14 protein-coding genes and 2 pseudogenes are annotated in these 15,194 nt (G+C 74.0%); 12 read left to right on the forward strand and 4 right to left on the reverse strand.

Annotated elements, in window-relative coordinates; translation table 11 throughout:
* The first annotated feature begins 73 nt into the window (after positions 1 to 73).
* Together EJK16_RS09650 and EJK16_RS09655 are read left to right on the forward strand one after the other, a co-directional pair.
* Entirely contained in the window at positions 74 to 238 is a 165-nt protein-coding gene (locus EJK16_RS09650; protein ID WP_240645919.1) for a helix-turn-helix domain-containing protein, read from the forward strand.
* A 237-nt stretch (positions 239 to 475) separates the two neighbouring features.
* Positions 476 to 715, forward strand: a complete 240-nt coding sequence (locus tag EJK16_RS09655; RefSeq protein ID WP_127128737.1) for a hypothetical protein — start codon at positions 476 to 478, stop codon at positions 713 to 715.
* 148 nt (positions 716 to 863) lie between these two features.
* Here EJK16_RS09655 and EJK16_RS09660 read toward each other — a convergent pair whose 3' ends face one another.
* Complete coding sequence (locus tag EJK16_RS09660) at positions 864 to 1,739, reverse strand: trimeric intracellular cation channel family protein (protein WP_240645920.1); 876 nt, start codon at positions 1,737 to 1,739, stop codon at positions 864 to 866.
* Positions 1,740 to 1,970: 231 nt separating this feature from the next.
* Between EJK16_RS09660 and EJK16_RS09665 the strand changes: the two genes are divergently transcribed.
* Positions 1,971 to 3,233: an amidohydrolase gene (locus EJK16_RS09665; protein WP_127128739.1), complete on the forward strand. Its 1,263-nt coding sequence runs from the start codon at positions 1,971 to 1,973 to the stop codon at positions 3,231 to 3,233.
* A 41-nt stretch (positions 3,234 to 3,274) separates the two neighbouring features.
* Here the strand turns inward: EJK16_RS09665 and EJK16_RS09670 are convergent, their stop codons facing one another.
* Together EJK16_RS09670 and EJK16_RS20515 are read right to left on the reverse strand one after the other, a co-directional pair.
* Entirely contained in the window at positions 3,275 to 5,791 is a 2,517-nt protein-coding gene (locus EJK16_RS09670; RefSeq protein WP_127128741.1) for a PEP/pyruvate-binding domain-containing protein, read from the reverse strand.
* A 19-nt stretch (positions 5,792 to 5,810) separates the two neighbouring features.
* A complete protein-coding gene (locus EJK16_RS20515; RefSeq protein WP_304999941.1) occupies positions 5,811 to 8,093 on the reverse strand; it encodes a LuxR C-terminal-related transcriptional regulator in 2,283 nt (760 codons plus the stop codon).
* A gap of 109 nt (positions 8,094 to 8,202) precedes the next feature.
* On the opposite strand from EJK16_RS20515, the gene EJK16_RS09680 reads away from it, so the two are divergent.
* From EJK16_RS09680 to EJK16_RS19565, 6 genes are all read left to right on the forward strand, one after another.
* Positions 8,203 to 8,439 carry a hypothetical protein gene (locus EJK16_RS09680; protein WP_127128745.1) on the forward strand — a complete coding sequence of 79 codons (237 nt, stop codon included), beginning with the start codon at positions 8,203 to 8,205 and terminating at the stop codon, positions 8,437 to 8,439.
* Entirely contained in the window at positions 8,436 to 8,909 is a 474-nt protein-coding gene (locus EJK16_RS09685) for a hypothetical protein (protein ID WP_205739690.1), read from the forward strand. Before EJK16_RS09680 ends, EJK16_RS09685 begins: the two co-directional genes overlap by 4 nt.
* Before the next feature lie 213 nt (positions 8,910 to 9,122).
* Positions 9,123 to 9,833 carry a hypothetical protein gene (locus EJK16_RS09690; protein ID WP_127128747.1) on the forward strand — a complete coding sequence of 237 codons (711 nt, stop codon included), beginning with the start codon at positions 9,123 to 9,125 and terminating at the stop codon, positions 9,831 to 9,833.
* Between the two features lie 129 nt (positions 9,834 to 9,962).
* On the forward strand, positions 9,963 to 10,559 hold the full coding sequence (gene sigK, locus EJK16_RS09695; protein WP_240645921.1) for an ECF RNA polymerase sigma factor SigK: 597 nt from the start codon (positions 9,963 to 9,965) through the stop codon (positions 10,557 to 10,559).
* The gene (locus tag EJK16_RS09700; RefSeq protein ID WP_127128751.1) at positions 10,559 to 11,302 is read left to right on the forward strand and encodes an anti-sigma factor; all 744 of its coding nucleotides are present in this window, start codon (positions 10,559 to 10,561) and stop codon (positions 11,300 to 11,302) included. The genes sigK and EJK16_RS09700 overlap by 1 nt, the downstream gene beginning before the upstream one ends.
* Before the next feature lie 16 nt (positions 11,303 to 11,318).
* Positions 11,319 to 12,656 (forward strand): VTT domain-containing protein, encoded by a 1,338-nt coding sequence (locus EJK16_RS19565; RefSeq protein ID WP_164737265.1) that lies wholly within the window; start codon positions 11,319 to 11,321, stop codon positions 12,654 to 12,656.
* Between the two features lie 4 nt (positions 12,657 to 12,660).
* Here the strand turns inward: EJK16_RS19565 and EJK16_RS09710 are convergent, their stop codons facing one another.
* On the reverse strand, positions 12,661 to 13,449 hold the full coding sequence (locus EJK16_RS09710; RefSeq protein WP_240645922.1) for a DUF4386 domain-containing protein: 789 nt from the start codon (positions 13,447 to 13,449) through the stop codon (positions 12,661 to 12,663).
* A gap of 223 nt (positions 13,450 to 13,672) precedes the next feature.
* On the opposite strand from EJK16_RS09710, the pseudogene EJK16_RS20625 reads away from it, so the two are divergent.
* The 3 genes and pseudogenes from EJK16_RS20625 to EJK16_RS09720 form a co-directional block, all read left to right on the forward strand.
* Positions 13,673 to 13,786 (forward strand): annotated as a pseudogene (locus tag EJK16_RS20625) (FAD-dependent oxidoreductase); the annotation flags it as partial.
* Positions 13,777 to 14,361: pseudogene (locus EJK16_RS09715) on the forward strand (NAD(P)/FAD-dependent oxidoreductase); the annotation flags it as partial. The pseudogenes EJK16_RS20625 and EJK16_RS09715, both read left to right, overlap by 10 nt.
* A gap of 59 nt (positions 14,362 to 14,420) precedes the next feature.
* Entirely contained in the window at positions 14,421 to 15,086 is a 666-nt protein-coding gene (locus tag EJK16_RS09720) for an SIMPL domain-containing protein (RefSeq protein ID WP_127128753.1), read from the forward strand.
* Positions 15,087 to 15,194 lie beyond the last annotated feature (108 nt).

A 15,194-nucleotide genomic window follows, 5' to 3' on the forward strand; every position in this document is an offset into this window, starting at 1 on the left:
ACGGCGTGGTCGACCGATCAGACGTGCAGCGGGCCGGGCGTGGTCGACCGATCAGACGTGCAGCGGGCCGGGCGTGGTCGACCGATCAGACGTGCAGCGGGACCGGCGTGCCGGCTCGACGCCCGAGTCCGTCTCGCGGGTGATGAGCCGACTCCGCAGGGAGGGGATCATCGACTCCGGGCGCCGATGGACCGCCGTCCTGGACCGCCCACGCCTCACCGCCCTCACGACGTCCTGACCGCGGCGCCCGCGGGCATTGTTTTCCGTGCAGCGATTACCTCTTCCATTCCACAACGCGCACCGCGCTTTCGCACGCATTTGTTCGGTCAATACTTGACATTTCCACAATCTCGGCTAGGCTCGATTTAGATCGGACCGCGAAAAGATCATCAGCTAATGGTGACCGGGTGTGGCCCGTGCCACCGCGAACGGCTCGTCCTCGTCGCGCACCTCGGTCACGGATGAGGAGGAAAGAATGCGTTTGCGGGTAAAGAATGTGCTCCCGGAGGCTCCGGAGGGCTTCGCGTGGTCTCTGCGGCGGCGCGGTGACGCGGTGGAGCTACGGCTGCGCACCCGGGGGCTGCGCCGCGAGGTGATGGCCGCCTGGAGCACGGAGAACTTCTCGTCGCTCGCGCCGAACCCGGCGGACGCTCTCGTCGAGGTGGCCACCCAGATGGCCGGCAATGTCGACGCCGAATACTACGCCGTGGCGTAGGGACGCAGCTGCGGCGGGGTTGTCGGGGCGGCCGAGACCGTGACGACGTCACTTTTCTGGTGTGCGGCCGGCCCGGCGATCTCCGGGCCGGAAAGAATGTCCGCGCCTGCGGCGTAGCAGAGGCGGCTACCGGGCATCGGGGGCGGCTTCAGCGAGGGTCGCCGTAGAGATGCCGACGCCACCAGCCCTCGAGGCGCGACGGCCGGCGGCCGCCCTCGGCGGGGTTGCCGTCCCCGGCCGGGCGTCCGGCCGCGGGTGCGTCCCCGGTTGCGTCCCTGTCCGGCGCCCCGGACACCGTCGCGCCCCCGTCCCCATCCGGACCCCCGTCCCCATCCGGCGCCCCGTCCCCGGCCCGCCGGCGGTGGCGCACGCGGCCGCCGAGGTGCATCGCCTCGGCGTCCGGCAGCTTCCACTGCCGCCAGTGGGCCAGGATGCTCAGGCCGGCGCCGACCACGATGGCGGCCAGCATGCCCATGCTGTCCAGTCCCTGGTAGTGGAGGGGGATCGTGGCGAGGCAGGCGAAGACCGCCGGGGTGGCGTAGAGGGTGTTGCCACCGAAGATGGCCGGCACCTCGCCGACCGCGACATCGCGGATCATGCCGCCGCCGACCGCCGTGGTCACCCCGAGCAGGATCGCCGGGAGGACGCCGAGCCCGGCGGCCAGCGCCTTGGTCGCCCCCGTCGCAGCCCAGGAGCCCAGGACGATGCCGTCGGCCACCATAAACATCCGGTTCCACCACCGCCCCTTGAGCGGGACGAAGAAGGCGATGACGGCCCCGGCCAGGGCGGTGGCGAGATAGTACGGGTCGGTCAGGGCGACGGGCGGCCCGGCCTGCAGGAGGGTGTCGCGCAGCATCCCGCCGCCCAGCGCGGAGAAGATCGCGAGGATCGCGAAGCCGACGAGGTCGAAGCGGCGCCGGCGGGCGACGATGCCGCCCAGCACGCCGTTGAGGAGGACGCCGGTGAGGTCGATGGCCCGGAAGACGTCGGGGAGCAGGTCGGCGAGCTGCGCTGTCACGTCCACGGCCACACCCGATGGTCGCCCACCCGTGGCGCGGGGGCAATGAGGGGCCGCCGTCCGCGCCCGTTTCGTCCTCCCGGCCCCGGCCCCGGCCCCGGCCACGGCCACTCGGTGGTGAGGGAGCGGTCCGCGGCGATGCGGTCCGTGCCGGCGCGGAGCATGCTGGACGGGACCGAGGATGCCACGGAGATCCGGACCGGCGTCGACGAGGCGCGGGACGCCCCAGGGAGTGAGATGAGCGCACCATCGAGCGCGGACGCCGTACTGGGCGCACAGGCGACCATCCGGGACTGGCAGGAGGACCTGTACCGGGACCTCCACGCCCATCCCGAGCTGGGCCACCAGGAGAGCCGCACCGCCGGGCTCGTCGCGGCGGGGCTGCGGGATCTGGGGTTCGAGGTGCACGAGCACGTCGGCGGCACGGGCGTGGTGGGGGTGCTCGCCAACGGGGACGGCCCGGTGGTGCTCATGCGCGCGGACATGGACGCGCTGCCCGTGGCGGAGGCCACCGGGCTGCCCTATGCCAGCACGGCGCGGGCCACGGACGCCGACGGGAACGACGTCCCGGTCATGCACGCGTGCGGGCACGACGTGCATGTCGCCTGTCTGGCGGGCGCGGCCCGGTTGCTCGCGGGGGCGCGGTCCGCGTGGTCGGGCACCTTCGTGGCGCTGTTCCAGCCCGCCGAGGAGCTTGCCGACGGCGCCCGGGGTATGGCCGAGGACAACCTCGCGTCACTGGTCCCGACACCGGACGTCGCCCTGGCCCAGCACGTCCTGGCCTACCCCGCCGGGACCGTGGGCACCCACCCGGGCCCGTTCCTCTCCCTCGCCGAGAGCGTGCGGGTCACCGTCTACGGGCGGGGCAGCCACGGGTCCATGCCGCACCTGTCCGTCGACCCCGCCGTCCTCGCCGCCATGATCGTGGTCCGCCTCCAGGCCGTGGTCTCGCGCGAGGTGGCGCCGGGCGAGTTCGCCGTGCTCACCGTCGGCAGGATCGCGGCGGGGACGAAGAGCAACATCATCGACGACCACGCCGTGCTCGAGCTCAACCTGCGGGCCTACAGCGAGGAGACGCGGGCACAGATGGCGGCCGCGATCGAGCGCATCGTCCGCGCCGAGTGCGCCGCCTCGGGCTCGCCGAAGGACCCGGAGTTCGAGACCTACGACCGCTACCCGCTCACGGACAACGACCCGGCCGTCACCGCCAGGGTCGCGACGGCGTTCCAGGCCCGCTTCGGGGAGGCGGCCGGTGACTTCGGCCGACAGACGGCGAGCGAGGACTTCACCGACATCCCCACCGCCCTGAAGGTGCCGTACACCTACTGGGCCCTCGGCGGGATCGACCCCGACGTCTACAAGGCCGCCGCCGAGCGCGGCACGGTGAACCGGGACATCCCGGGCAACCACTCGCCGATGTTCGCGCCCGTCATCCGGCCCACCCTCGAGACGGGCACGGCCGCCGCCGTCGTCGCGGCCCTCGCCTGGTTGGGCGGGTAGCCCCTGCCGCGAGGCGTGCGGTCACCGCGTCGAGCGGAGGGTCAGCGCTCGTCCGGGGCGGCCGTGACGAGCCCGGTGGTCCCGTCCACCGTGACGCGCTGCCCGTCCCGCAGCGCACGGGTGCCGTTCCCGGTGCCCATCACGGCCGGGATCCCGTACTCGCGCGCGACGATCGCGGCATGGGAACCCAGCCCGCCGGCGTCCACGACCACGGCGGCCGCGCGCTGGAACAGCGGGGTCCAGGAGGGGTTGGTGTAGGGGCAGACGAGCACCTCGCCGCCCCGCAGCCTGGCGAAGTCGGCGGGTCCGCGGACGATGCGGGCGGCGCCGGTGGCCGTGCCGCGGCTGGCACCGGACCCGGTGAGCAGCGCGCCGGCGCGCGTCGCGCGGTCCGCGAAGAGCGCGTCCAGGTCCAGGAGCGGGAGGCCGGCCAGCTCGCGGCGCTTCGCCGCCCGGGCGAGCACGGTGACGCGGAGGCGGTCCCGCTCCTCGGGTGCCAGCGCGCCGGCGTCGCGGATCGCGGTCAGCTCCTCGAACCGCAGGTGGAAGACGTCCGCGGCCTGGTCGAGCACGCCGGCGGCGCGCAGCCGGTCGCCGAGCTCGAGCAGGGCCCGGCGCAGCGGCGGAAGCACCATGGTGGCGTAGAAGTGGGTGTCCTCGCGGAAGCCCGTCCCGGTCTTCGCCGCCTGCACCCAGCCCAGGACGTGGCGTCGCAGCGTGGCGTTGCGCAGCGCCGGGTGGGCGGTGAGCTCCCGCAGCGCGTCGCCGGTCTGGTCCACCGCCGGTCCGCCGTCGTGCGTGAGGGCCTTCACGAGCCCGAGGACCACCTCGGGGGCGTCCGACCAGGTCGGCGAGCTGACCAGGAGCAGGCTGACCGTCTCCCGGTGCCCGTACTCGCCCAGGAACGCGTCGAGCCGCCTGGCGAGCTCGGCGAACCGGGGGTCGCCGGAGAGCAGGGGCAGGAGGTCGGGCGGGTCGAGCCGCGCGAACGCCCGGCGCAGGTCGTCGTCGGCGCGGACGTGGTCCGCGAGCGCCGCCAGGTCGCGGTTGGCCTGGCTGGTCCGCGTCTGCGCCCCGGCGATCAGCGCCGGGGCCAGCCGGCGCTTCCCGAGCGCCAGCAGCGCGAGCCGGAGCGTCAGCTGGGGCAGGAACGACCCGGGCAGGTAGGACACCCGCAGCTCCGAGATGGGCCGGAGTGCGTCGAACAGCTGACGCACGAGGCTCAGGAGCCCCGGCCAGTCCAGCTGCCGCGGGTCCTGGGCCCGCAACCGCTCGGCCTCGCGCAGGAAGGCCGCGAAGCGCGGGTCGTGCGTCCACGTCGACGGGTCGAAGCGGCGCACGCGCCGCAGCACCGACACCGGTGCGGCCAGCGCCCGGACCGTGGGGCGCGGGACCGGCGGCACGAGCCGGAGGACCACGCCGTCCTCCTCGGGCAGGAGCTCGGACGCCGAGGGGAACACGACGCCGATGCTGCCGGCCATGCGGCCGAGCATGTCCAAGATCCCGTGCTGCAGCCACCCGGAGACGTCGAGCGGGTAGGGACGCTCCTGGAACATCTCGACGAAGAACGGTGCGACCTTCCGCTGGACCGGGTTCAGGGCCAGGGGCTCCGGCGGCAGCGCGGTCATGGGTCGTGCCTGCAGCAGGTACACCCGCCCGGCGGAGATGGCCCATTCGAGGTCCTGGGGGCGGCCGAAGTGCGCGGCTGTCTGCCGGGCCAGGTCGGCGAGCCGGGTGAGCTGCTGCCTCGTGAGGATGGGCCTCGTGCGCCTCTCGCCGGGAGCCGCGTCGGTGCCCCCGCCGGCCGCGACGCGGATGACGGTCTCCTGGCCGCCGGGCGTCCACTCCGTCAGCCGGCCGCGCGAGAGGACGTAGCGCTCGGGCGTCACCCGCCCGGAGACCACCGCCTCGCCCAGGCCCCTGCCGGCCTCCACCACGGTCTCGTCCCGCCGCCCGGTGACCGGGTTGGCGGTGAACATCACGCCGGCCACGTCCGCGGGCACCATGTCCTCGACCACGACGGCGATGGCCAGGTCGTCCTCGTCGATCCCCTGGTGCCGCCGGTAGGCGAGCGCCCGGTCCGTCCACAGCGAGGCCCAGCAGCGCGCGACCGCGTCGATCACGGCGTCCTCGTCCACGACGTTGAGGTAGGTCTCCTGCGCTCCGGCGAAGGCCGCCCCCGGCAGGTCCTCGGTGGTGGCGCTGGAGCGGACCGCCACCGGGCCACCGCCGCGCTGCCTGTAGGCGGCGGTGATCGCGCCGCGCACCGCCTCGGGCATGCGAACGGCGGCGAAGGCACCCCGGATCCTCTCGCCGTCGACCCCGGCCCTCAGCAGCTCGGCGAGCGAGGCGCCCAGCCCGGTCTCCGCCAGCAGCGCCGCGTAAGCGGCGGTGGTGACGACGAAGCCGCCCGGCACCGGGAACCCCGCCCGGACGAGCTCGCCCAGGTTCGCGCCCTTGCCGCCGGCGGCTGCGACGTCCGCCGCCCCGAAGTCGGCGAGCGCGCCGACCAGGGGCGTCTCCTGGTGGCCACCGGCTGCCGCCGTCTCCCCGGTCATCCCGGACTCCTCTCGCACCTCATCCGTCCGAGAGCGCCATCCAGCCGGCGATCTGCGCCCGGGAGCTGAAGCCGAGCTTGTTCAGGGCGTTGCGGACATGGCTCTCGACGGTGCGCTCCGAGATGAACAGGCGGGCGCCGATCTCCTTGTTGCTGAGGCCGTCGGCGACGAGCCGCGCCACCTCGGTCCCCCGCCTCCCCAGCACGCCGGCGTCCGCGTGGTCGCGCGCCGCGGCCGCCGGGCCCTCGCGGAGCGCGAGCCGGACGGCGTCCTCCCGGCTCAGCCGGCGCCCGGCGCTGAGCTCCGGCTCGAACCTGGGGCCGAGCGCCGCCGACGCCGCGCTGGTGGCGTGCGCCAGTGCCGGCGCCAGTCCCGCGTTGGTGGTGGCTCCGGCCTCGCTGCGCAGGCGTTCCATGGCCCCGAGGAGCTGCGCGGCCAGCCGGGGCTCGCGACCCGCGGCCGCGCAGCACGCCAGCCCCCCGAGCAGGTAGCACTGCGCCACCCGGTCGTCGAGCTGCTCGGCGACCCGCAGGCCTTCCGTGAACCGCTCCTCCGACTCGCGCAGGTCGCCGGACATGAGCGCGACGAAGCCCTGGTTCATGAGCATCATGCCCAGGCTGTACAGGTCACCCGCGTCCCGGCTGAGCCGCGCGCCCGCCGTGGCCGCGGAGGTGACCGCGGCGAGATCGCCGTCGAGGAAGCCGCCTAGCGCCTGCGCCTGGTGGGTCATCAGCGTCGCGCCCAGGTCGCCGCGGCCCGCGCCGACGGCGCGGGCCTCGTCGAGCAGCCGGGTGGCCGCCGTCCGGTCGCGCGCCATGCTCGCGGCGATCGACGCCATGGCGAGCGACTGCGCCAGGACCTCCGGGCTCCCGCCCGCCCGGGCGGCCGCGACGCCGCGGTCGAGCGCCGACGTCGCCGCCGCCGGGTCGCCCTGGAGGACGGCGAGGAACCCGCGGACGAAGTACGCCCAGGGGTGCGGCCCTGCCTCCCGCGAGAGCACCTCGTCCATCCACCGGACGCCCTCGGTCGTGGCGCGGGTGACCCAGTACCAGACCAGGCTGGTGGCCAGGTCGAGACCGCGGTCGAGTCGGCCCTGGTCGAGGTGCCTGCGCAGGACGGCCCGGACGTTGTCGATCTCCAGGTCCATCCAGGCCAGCCACTCGAGCAGCCGATGCCGGCCCTCGGCCGCGAACTGGTGGCACCGCGCCAGGTAGTAGTCGGCGCAGCGCCGTTCGACGGCGTCCCATCCGCCCGCCTCGTCCAGCTTGAGGCGCGCGTACTCCCGCATGGTCTCGTGCAGCCGGTAACAGGCGGTCCCACCCACGTCCTCCCTGGTGGCGAGCGACTTGTCGAGCAGCGACGACAGCAGGTCGAGGATGCCGGCCGCCGGCAGGTCGTCGGCGGAGCACACGGCCTCGACGTCGTCGAGCGTGAACCGGCCCGCGAACACGCACAGCCGCGTGAGCAGGGTCCGCTCCACCGGTGTCAGCAGGTCGTAGCTCCAGTCGATCGTCGTGCGCAGCGTCTGGTGGCGCGGGAGCGCCGCACGCCCGCCACCGGTGAGCAGGTCGAACCGGGCGCCTAGCCGGTCACGGATCTGGCCGGGTGTCAGCACCCGGGCCCGCACCGCCGCCAGCTCCACCGCCAACGGCAGCCCGTCCAACCGGCGGCAGATGTCCACGACCGCGGCCCGGTTGGCCGCCGTCACCTCGAAGCGCCCCGATGCCGCCGCCGCCCGCTCGGCGAAGAGCGCCACCGCCTCGTTCTGGCGCAGCCGAGGCAGTGGCTCGTCGACGTCCGGCGAGGGGAGCTGGAGCGGCGGCACGGGCAGCACGTGCTCGCCGGGCACCGAGAGCGGCTCCCGGCTCGTGGCGACCACCCGCACGCCCGGCGCCGCCCGGATGACGTCGCCGGCCAGCTCGGCGGCCGCGCCGAGCAGGTGCTCGCAGTTGTCGAGGACCAGGAGCAGCTCCTTGTCCCGGAGGTAGTCGCGGAGCAGGGCCGCCGGCTCGGTCGCGGCCTGGTCGCGGAGGCCGAGGGCGGCCATGACGGCGTTGCCGAGCAGCGCCGGCTCCTGGATCTCGGCCAGCTCGACGAGCCAGGCACCGTCCCGGAATCCCCGCCCGTGGCCGGTCGCGATGCGCACCGCCAGGCGGGTCTTGCCCACGCCCCCCGGTCCGACCAGGCTGACCAGCCGCGCCGTCGCCAGGGCCTTCCTGGCCTCGGCCAGCTCACGGCGCCGCCCGACGAAGCTCGTCACCTCGGCGGGCAGGTTCCCAGCTCGCTGGGCGGGACTCGGCACGGACGCACCGTACTGCGCCCGCCCTGTCCTGTCCCGGAGATGCCCCGTCAGTACCGGCTCCGTGACTCCACTGATGACCGCGGTGAGCGCGGTCCCTAGGTTCGTGGTCATGACGACGGAGCATCCGGCCCAGCGAGTCGAGGTCACGTTTGTCGGCGCACCCCCCGCCCGGCAGATCGAGCGGGCCTCCGGCGTCAGCAGGGTCGAGGCCACCGGTCCGACCGTGCGCTGCCTGGTCACCGGCAGCTTCCAACCATTTCTCGAGGCGCTGCGCGGCTACGAGGTCCTCACCTTGCAGTCCGCGCCGGCGGCCCCGCCAGCACAAGTCGAGGGAGAGCTCCGTTGAACACTCGTGGAACGATCACCGGCACGCGCCGCGACGGCGCGCCGACAACCAGGGACGCCCAGGTGTCGCTCGCCCGCCTCCACCTCCTGAGGGTGGGGTACCTCGTGATGGGCGTCGGCCTCGCCCTCACGAAGTGGCCGGCGTTCATCGGTCGTGACGAGCCGTGGCCCCTCATGGAAGGGGTCGTGGAGTGCATGCTCCTGGCGATGTCGCTCCTGGCGTTCGTCGGGTTGCGCTACCCGGTCCAGATGCTGCCGCTGCTGCTGTTCGAATCGGCCTGGAAGCTGATCTGGCTGGCCGTCGTCGCGCTGCCGCTGTGGACCGCCGGCCAGCTGGACGCCGCCACGGCGGAGAAGGCGTCCTCCGTCGGCTGGGTCGTGATCATCCTCGCCGTCATCCCGTGGCGCCTCGTGCTGAACCGCTACGTCCTGCAGCGCGGCGACCGCTGGCGGCCGGACCGCCGCCGCTGACCAAGTCGCGGGGGACACACCGGTCCTGACGCCTGGACACCGGTGGGGTGCCGCGGCAACGGGAAGAGCCTCGATCGCGTCGCTGCGATCGGGGCTCTGACGCGGACGAGTACGCCGGGCCGACAGGATCCCATCCGGCGGCCCACCGGCTACGAACCCATCGTGGTTGGCGGGATCGCCTCGTCGGCTTCTCCGACTCGCAAGGAGCAGACCATGCACAAGCGACTTTCTGTGGCGGCCCTCGGTACCTCGGCTCTGGCGATGTGTGCCATGGCCCTGGTCGGGGCTGGTCCGGCACTGGCCCACGGCTCTGGGTCGGCGGAGGGCGGGGGCGCCGACCACGCGATGACCCTGCACGCAAGGCTCACCGAGCTGAACGGCTCCGGGGCGTCCGGCAGGGCGACGGTGGTGGTGCGCGGCGAGGACATCAAGACCGTCGGTGTACGCATCAAGGGGCTGAGCCCGGACGCTCCCCACGCCCAGCACATCCACTTCGGGGACGAGGCACGCCAGGAGTGCCCGGCACTGTTCAAGGACGACAAGAACCGGGACGGGCGCCTGACGACGACCGAGGGGGCCCCGGGATACGGACCGATCGTCGTCTCCCTGACCACCAATGGTGACACCTCCCCCGCCAGCGCCCTTGCGGTGACCCGGTTCCCCGTGGCTGAGCACGGCAGGTACCACTACAGCCGCAGCACCATCACCTTCACGGACGTGCCGGGAGCCGGCCATGACGGCGGGACCGCCAGCGCCGAGCACATCGCCGAGGAGGTCCGTGAGGGCGAGGCGGTCGTCGTCGTCCACGGGATCGACTACAACGGCGACGGCAGGTACAGCAACAGCAAGGAAGGCGCCAGCGACCTCGACCCGAGCCTGCCGGCCGAGGCCACCGACCCGGTCGCGTGCGGAATCCTGCACTGAGCCACGCCTCAGCACAACGGCAAGCGAATGACCGAACATGCCGATGGCCCATCCGATCAGGCCGGGCCATCGGCATGTGGCTGTCCGGCCACGCCAGGCGTCCGCCGGGAATCGCGGCACAATGGCACGGTGACGTCACCCGGCCGGGACCCGAGCGGCACGTCGCCCCCGACGACCCGGCGCGCCGACCATCTGCGTGGCCTGATGGACCGGGTGAGCCGCGGTGACCGTGGCGCCTTCGAGTCGCTGTACGACGCGACGTCGCCGATGGTCCACGGCACGGCCCTGCGCGTGCTGCGCGACCCCGACCTCGCGGCCGAGGTCACCCAGGACGTCATGATCGAGGTGTGGCGCACCGCCCACCGCTTCGACGCCGCCCGGGGTGGCGTCGTCGCCTGGATCGCGACGATGGCCCACCGCCGGGCGGTCGACCGGGTGCGCTCGGTCCAGGCACAACGCAACCGCGACGGCCTCGTCGCCGCGCGCGACTATGACGCGCCATACGACCACGTCGCGGAGGCCGTCGAGCACACCGTGGACCAGGACCGCGTCCAGCACTGCCTGGGAACGCTGACGGACCTGCAGCGTGAGGCGGTCGTGCGGGCCTACTACGGCGGGCGCACCTACCGTGAGGTGGCGGACGACCTCGCCGCCCCGCTGCCGACGGTGAAGTCCAGGATCCGGGACGGTCTGAACCGACTTCGCACGTGCCTGGGGGTGGCGTGATGAGCGAGCACCGCGCGGAGCGCGAACTGCTGGGCGCCTGGGTGCTCGACGCGGTCGACGACGTCGAGCGCGTCGCCGTCGAGCGCGCGATCCGAGCGGACCCAGCGCTCGCCGAGGAAGCGCGCGCGCTCCAGGAGACGGCCTCCTTGCTGGCGGCCGCGAGCGCCGTCACACCGCCCGCCCAGGTACGGGACCGTGTGCTCGCCGCCGTCGGTGACACCGCACAGCAAGACGGTGCCGGCCCTGGGCGGCAGCACCATGGACAGACGCCGCGCGCGGCGGGCTCGTCCATGGTGCGCCGACGGGGCATGTGGGCGGCCGCCGCGGCGGTCCTGCTGGCCGCGGCCATCCCGGGCGCGCTCGCCGTGCAGCAGGCCGAGCGCGCGCAGCGCGCGGAGGAGCAGGTGACGTCCCTGGCCGAGGCGCTCGCCCGTCCGGACGCGCGGGTGCTCAGGGCCGACGTCGAGGGCGGCGGCCGCGCCGTCGCCGTCGTCGCCGGTGGCGCCGCAGTCTTCACCGCGCAGGACCTGCCTCCCCTCGCGGACCGGCACGTCTACCAGCTGTGGGTGGTCGACGAGGACGGCCCGGCGTCGGCCGGTGTCATGACGCCGACTCAGGGGCGCGTCAGTGCCGACGTCAGCGGCCTGCCCGCCGGCGGCGCGCTCGCCGTCACCGTCGAGCCGGCCGGCGGCTCCGCGCAGCCCTCCAGCCCGCCGATCGTCACGCTCACCACCGGCGCCTGAGGGACACCCGAGCGTCATGAACGCCGTCGCCGAGCACATCCTCGCCCTGCCCGGATGGGTCGCCATCGCGGTCGTCTTCCTCGCCCCCGCGCTCGAGTCCTCGGCCTTCGTCGGGTTCGTCTTCCCCGGGGAGATCGCCCTGATCCTGGGCGGCGTGCTCGCGTTCGAGCAGCGCGTCAGCCTGGTCGCGGTCCTGGTGGCGGGGGTCCTGGGCGCCGTCGTGGGCGACAGCGTCGGCTACGCCGTCGGACGCCGGTGGGGACGGCGCATGCTCACGTCCGCCGTGGGGCGCTGGGTCAAGCACGACCACCTCGACCGTGCCGAGGCGTTCCTCGCCGAGCGCGGCGGCAGCGCGGTGTTCGTCGGCCGCTTCACCGCCGCGCTGCGCGTGCTCATCCCCGGCCTGGCCGGGATGGCCCGCATGCGCTATCGCACCTTCGCGGCCTACAACGTCGCCGGCGGGACCCTCTGGGCGGTCGCCGCCGTCCTGCTGGGCTATCTCGGCGGGAAGAGCTGGCGGCACGTCGAGCACATCGCCTCCCGCGTGGGGCTCGGCATCCTGGTCCTGGTCGTCCTCGTCTTCCTCCTGGGCCGCCTGCTCCGGCCCGAGCGGCGCCGCCGCCTGGCCGCCCGCGTGAGCTCGAGCGAGCGGCTCCGGCGCCTGCGGCGACGTCATCCCCGGCAGGTGGCCTGGGTGCAGGCGCGGTTCGCCGCCGGGGAGTCCGGGCTCACGCTGACGGTCGCGGTCCTCGTCGGCGCCGCCGCCCTGTGGTTCTTCATCGGCACCACGCAGGACGTCGTGGCCCGCGAGGAGTTCGCCCTCCTGGACCCGGCCGCGCGGGCCTGGCTGCACTCCCACCAGCTCGCGTGGCTAGCCGCGCCGGCCCATGCCCTGACCTGGCTGGGCAGCACGCCCGTCCTGGTGCCGATCCTGCTGGTGGCCGCGCCCCTGGTCCGCCCCGCCACCGGGAGTTGGTGGCCGGTGGTCGAGCTGCTGGGCGTCTACCTCGTCGCGGTCCTGCTGCGTGACCTCGTCGCCGCCCTGGTGGACCGGCCCACCCCGGGCGGCGCCTCGACCGGCGTCCTGTCCACCTACCCCTCCGCCCACACCGTGCAGGCGGTGGTCGCCGCCGCCGTCCTCGTCCACGTCCTCGCCCACCACACGGGCGGAGCAAGGCGCCGGTGGCTCGTCCCGGTCGTCGTGGTCCTGGCGGTGCTCGCCGCCGGCGCCCCGCTCTACCTCGGCACGGAGTGGCTCACCGATGTCAGCGCCGGGCTCGCGCTCGCCGTCGTGTGGCTCGCGTGCTGCGCCGGGATCCGTGCCACGCTCACGCGCCGCCCCCGGGGGGCGTGAGCGGTCAAGTCCTCGCACGTGCGAGGACTTGACCGCTCACGGACAGGCGGGGTGGGGACAGCGCGGCCATCCCCGCCGTGATGGGCGACGGCTTGAAACCCTTGACGACGAGGTAGACGCCGAGGGAGAGCTCCCAGAAGAAGATCCCGGGGAGCGCGATCAGGGACAGCACGGAGAACTGGTCGTTGACGCCGAACATCGTCGCGGTGTTCGAGGCGAGGAGCAGCGGGGCTCCGACGAGTCCCATCAGCGGGATGACGCGGGGCACGAGGCGGGACCGGTACATCAGGGTGCCGAGCAGCAGCGCGTTGGCGACCGCGAGGCCGGGCCCGAGCAGGAACGTCCAGTCACGGACGGCGACGAGCGCCGCGCCGACGGTGACCAGCGAGTCCGCTGACGCCCCGGCGGCGCCGCCCAGGTCCTGCCGCAGGGTCACGACCGCGAGGAGGCTCACCACGCCGACGAAGATGATCGCGGCCTCCAGCACGCGAGCCGCCACGAAGCCGAGGGCGGCGGCCTCGTTCTGGCGCCTGACCACCGGGAACAGCACGACCGCGGTGCCGATGCAGGCCAGGGCGTTGACGATGTCGAGGAGGGCCCCGAGGACGACGCGGGTGTCGGCGCCCGGGCCGACGATGTAGCTGGGGTCGGTCAGGACGGGGGCCAGGACGAAGAGCGCAGGGATCGAGGCGATGAAGGTGACCAGGTACAGGGCGCCCGCAAGGAGCGCGGTCTTCCTCAGCGAGCCCATCGGGGCCCTCCTCGTCATCGTGGTGCGCGCGGTGGTGGGCATGTCCGTTCCTCTCGTGGAGTGATGCGTCAGCGGGGTTCGCCGGCCGTCGGGGACGTTCCTTCGCTCCGGAACGTAGAGGGAGAGGTGATGAGCGAGCATCACCACATGTGGTGAGTGAGGGGGTGACCGTGTGGCCCCGACGAGGTCCGGCGCCGCGGTGCGCCCGCGCAGGAACGGCGCCGGTGCTTGTCGGGGTGGGAACGGCCAGGCCATCCTTGCGGGCATGAGCGCGTGCGACGTGGTGATCGTCGGCGGCGGTGCCGCCGGGCTGTCGGCGGCGCTGGTGCTGTCGCGGGCGCGCCGCCGGGTCCTCGTGGTCGACTCCGGGACGTCCCGGGACTGCGGGAGCGGTGGGCCCGGGACGTGCTGCACTGCCCGTACTGCCACGGCTACGAGGTGCGCGACCAACAGCTCGGCGTCCTGGGCGGCGGGCCCGATGCCGTCCGTTACGCCCAGATCGTCCGGCAGTGGGCCGACGACGTCGTGTTCTTCGCGCCGCGCGGCACCCTGACCGAGAGGCAGCGCTCGGAGCTGACGGCCCGGAGCGTCGAGATCGTCGAAGGAATTGTGACCCGGGTCGTGGTCGAGGACGACCGCCTGTCCGGCATCGAGGTGGACCACGGCCGGACCGTCCCGCGTGCGGCGCTGTTCGTGCCACCGCGGTTCGTCCCGAACAACGGCCTCCTCGCCGGTCTGGGCTGCGAGATCGACGAGCAGGGGTGGGCGGTCACCCGTCCCGGCGGCGCGACCACCGTCCCGGGCGTGTGGGTGGCGGGCAACGTCACCGACCCGCGCGCGCAGGTCATCACCGCTGCCGGTCAGGGATCCGCGGCCGCCATCGCCATCAACGCCGACCTGGTCGACGAGGACGTGCGCGACGCCGTCGCGGGCCGCACCGTGACGTCCCGGTAACGGGCCGGTAGCCCGGCGCCGTCCTACGATCCACGGGACGACATCCGGGAGGAGGGCACATGCCTGCCACGATCGCCGTGACCGGCCAGTTCCTGGTGCGCCACGACGCGGAGCGCGGCACCGTGCGACTCTCGGTCGCGCTGGAGGGTTCCTCGCGCGACGACGTGGTCGAGCGCGCGGCACGCCTCCACGGTGAGATGGGACGCCAGCTCGGCGCGCTGCACGACCCGGCGGCGGGCCCCGTCACGTCCTGGTCGAGCGACCAGCTCCGCGTGTGGGGCCAGCGGCCCTGGAACCAGGAGGGCAGGCAACTCCCGGTCGTGTACTACGCCGCTGCCGGGGTCGCCGCGACGTTCGTCGACGTCGCTGTGCTCTCGTCCTGGCTCACCGAGATCTCGCTCCTCGACGGGATCACTGTCGACGGCGTCACCTGGGGCCTCACCGAGGACACGCTCGCCGCGATCACCGACGAGGCCAGGCGCGGGGCCATCGCCGCGGCGGCCCACAAGGCCGCCGTCTACGCCGAGTCGCTCGGCCTGTCGCGGGTGCGGGCGACGGCGCTCAGCGATCCGGGGCTCCTCGAGCACGACGACGGGCCGTCACCGAAGGGCGCGGCGCGCCTGTCCGCGTTCGCCGCCGACGCGTCACGCCCTGGCGGCTTCACGCTGAGGCCCGAGGAGATCACCGTCGAGGTGGTCGTGCACGCCCGGTTCGCCGCCGAGTGACGGCGGATGCCATCCGGCCCCGGCCGCGAACAGGTGATCCCTTTCCTCGTCCCGCAGCGCCCGAAGCGGACCGGGCTCGGGCACTCCGGAAGATCCTCACAGGACACT

This window comes from Georgenia sp. SYP-B2076 (assembly GCF_003991205.1).
Classification (GTDB): Bacteria; Actinomycetota; Actinomycetes; order Actinomycetales; family Actinomycetaceae; genus Georgenia.

Bases quoted from the DNA above. Each gene is read 5' to 3' on its own strand.
- EJK16_RS09720 (WP_127128753.1), top strand. From the start codon at position 14,421: ATGCCTGCCACGATCGCCGTGACCGGCCAGTTCCTGGTGCGCCACGAC.
- EJK16_RS09700 (WP_127128751.1), top strand. From the start codon at position 10,559: ATGAGCGAGCACCGCGCGGAGCGCGAACTGCTGGGCGCCTGGGTGCTC.
- EJK16_RS19565 (WP_164737265.1), top strand. From the start codon at position 11,319: ATGAACGCCGTCGCCGAGCACATCCTCGCCCTGCCCGGATGGGTCGCC.
- EJK16_RS09655 (WP_127128737.1), top strand. From the start codon at position 476: ATGCGTTTGCGGGTAAAGAATGTGCTCCCGGAGGCTCCGGAGGGCTTC.
- EJK16_RS09665 (WP_127128739.1), top strand. From the start codon at position 1,971: ATGAGCGCACCATCGAGCGCGGACGCCGTACTGGGCGCACAGGCGACC.
- EJK16_RS09710 (WP_240645922.1), bottom strand. From the start codon at position 13,449: ATGCCCACCACCGCGCGCACCACGATGACGAGGAGGGCCCCGATGGGC.
- EJK16_RS09670 (WP_127128741.1), bottom strand. From the start codon at position 5,791: ATGACCGGGGAGACGGCGGCAGCCGGTGGCCACCAGGAGACGCCCCTG.
- EJK16_RS09690 (WP_127128747.1), top strand. From the start codon at position 9,123: ATGCACAAGCGACTTTCTGTGGCGGCCCTCGGTACCTCGGCTCTGGCG.
- EJK16_RS09680 (WP_127128745.1), top strand. From the start codon at position 8,203: ATGACGACGGAGCATCCGGCCCAGCGAGTCGAGGTCACGTTTGTCGGC.